We start from the raw sequence: 2,633 nt of genomic DNA, 5'->3' as shown, positions 1-2,633 counted from the left end.
ACGGCGAACTTGAGAATGATCTCGCGGAACTCTCGATACCAGAAGTGCGCTCGCACGGCGGAGCCGAGCGAGCGCTTGACTGACGAGTACGATGTCTCAGCCATCCAGCGCTGCGAGTATCCGGCGTCCCGGATCAAAGCGTTGTGACCGACTATCTCCGGCGTCGATCCCTGGCTGAGAACGAGCGGATCGACATCAAGCGTGTAGAATTCGAACCTGGTGATCCAACTGTGGAACGCTTTGTCGGCGGCGACCGACAGCAGGTCGTCCGCGTTCCGGCGGACGACCTGCGGGCCAGCCTTCACATCGTGTTTCCAGTGAATCGAACACTGGAGATCCAGCACAGCAAGCGATTCCGTATCGGTGAGTGTCGTGACTTTCAGCTTCTGTATGTCTCGGTCCGACCGCTGGAGGTAGTACTGCGAAGCGTGGCCGCGCTCGAAGAACGTGCTATCGAGAGCGACGTGTCCTGACTGCGGGTGTTGCTCCGCTGAAATGCGGAGCAACGCCCGCCACACCGTCATATCGAATCGATCGAACGATTTGTAGATCGTGGAGTAGTCTGGAACATCGTTGAGGTCGAGTTCGAGGATCTCACGCAGCTCGCTGAAACACTGGAGACGATTCTCGGTTTCACGGTAGCTGTGGCCGTCTTCAAGCCGATACCCGTGAATGACGAGGTGCTTCCAGCGGGCAAGCCCGCCTTCAACGGGCTTGCCCGCGTCGGTCCCCAACGCTTGTTTGGCTAGCTGCTTATACTTCCTCAGGAAGTCGAGGAGATCGACCTCTACCATATCGATCTTCCTCGGCTTCATCCTTACCGATGTGACGGTCTATCTCGCCGCCCTACCCCTATTCAACACAACATGATATGGAACGCTGTAACTGTTTCCCGGAGCGACCGCAGGACGGCTCCCGGTCGCTCCGGTAATGACGTGCAGCAGTCTGCCTGAATGAGTACTCTTGACTCCACTGCACGGAACGCTCGAGCGCTCCTCTTAAGACGAGGAGGATTTTTCTCCGAAAGCAGCGTCCAGCTGTTCCCGCATGAACTCGCGGCGTACTCGGCGCGATCGTGAGTCTGACAGATAATTCTGCATGACCACCTGAGGATCGCTACTACCTTGTTCTGCAGCTATTTCTTCGACGCCTTCGAGAACGCCCTCGAGGACTGCAGTATAGGTATCGTACCAGAAGCGACGACAGAGCTGAGGACTCGGACGCTCTCCCTCGATTCTCTCAGGGAGATCGGCTTTCGACGCCAAATCTTGGAACCAGTTCCGGATTGTATCTCGTGTTACGTGTGGTGTTTCTCCCTGTGATGAGGGGAACAGATACCCAGCCCACGTTTCGTCGTCCGCTAATTCGTCGAGTCGGGAGTCGAGCACGGCTAACCCGAACAGTAGCGACACTTCTCCGGGCCCATTCTTGCGGTTCTCGAACGCAATAAAAGGGATGTCGTTTTCGGGGACGTCGCGATGGAACTGTGAGACATGGAGTGCGGCGACTTCGCTCACTCGCAGTCCCCAGCCAGCTAATGCCACCACCAACAGCTGTTCTCGCGTCGTCATTGCGGCCTGTTTCAGTCTCCGGATGTGCGTCGCTGAAAGAGCTGGCGTTGGGGATTCTTCGACTTCCCACTTGAATTCGTCATAGAGGCCGCTCGCAGGATTCATCGAGGCGATCCGGCGGCCAACCAGATGCTGATACCAAGAATCGGCGACACGCCGCACGCGCTGGAGCGTCTGAGGACTGTATGCGCGCTCTGCTCCCTCGTTCAACCAGTCAAAGGCCGCGTAGCACGCGTCAACAGCTTCGTAAGCCGGTGCCTCTCGTTCTCTCTGAATCGGTGTGAGAAGGTCGTCTGTACCGTTCGCCTCCCGGTAGGCACGGACGTAGAGGTTCAGCCGCGTTCGGAGTGCGTCGATGGATGACGTCGCCAGACTGTATCGGGATCTTCGGCGGTTGAGGAACTGTTCGAGAGCGTCGATCGTTTCTTCGTCTGCTGTAGCCCACATATAGCCCTCATCATCGTCACCAAGCTCGAGGTCTTCCTTCCAGAACTCTCCGAGGGAGCGACCGTGATGGCGTCGGAGTGCTGCGAGGAATGACCGTGCATCGTGATCCCGAAACCATTGGTGGGTTGGTTTCTCGCTGGTTGGATCGATACCTTCTGCTTCGAGGCATGGGGCGATCTCGTCCCAGTATAGGTCATGAAGTCTTCGAGCGAACACGACGTCCACCGGACACCGTCGAATGATGGTCTCCGCTCTACCTCGGTCTCACCCTCCAGCTCGATATCCGATTTACTCATTGGAACCTTCTCTGAGGGCTTCGACTGTTGGGAACTGGATTGGCGAAGAAACCGGTAGAAGCCTATTCACGGTCCAGTATGGCGATTCTAAGAGTGGCATATTCGGGTCATTCAGCGTTTCAGTCGGATTCCTTATCAGTTTATGGGTTCGGCTGACCGAGAGAGTCTGCGTAACCCACGGCAAATCTGGCGATAAAATGCGCTATACGAATAAACCGTATACCGCGATACCCATTTTGGGATCCCCGTGAGCCACAACTTCGGGATCTCAAATTCTACAAACCACCATACAGCTGACACCCGTTACGATCGTCCTCAG

1 protein-coding gene and 1 pseudogene are annotated in these 2,633 nt (G+C 56.4%); both read right to left on the bottom strand.

What is annotated here, in order from left to right:
- On the bottom strand, window positions 1-794 hold a 794-nt coding region (locus tag PGX04_RS34045; RefSeq protein ID WP_273742509.1), incomplete at its 3' end, for a transposase.
- Between the two features lie 204 nt (window positions 795-998).
- Window positions 999-2,314, bottom strand: a pseudogene (locus PGX04_RS34040) (tyrosine-type recombinase/integrase).
- Window positions 2,315-2,633: the final 319 nt, after the last annotated feature.

Source organism: Natrinema soli (assembly GCF_028618695.1).
The sequence above is the reverse complement of the archived record's forward strand: the minus strand, read 5'-3'. Positions and strand labels throughout refer to the sequence as shown.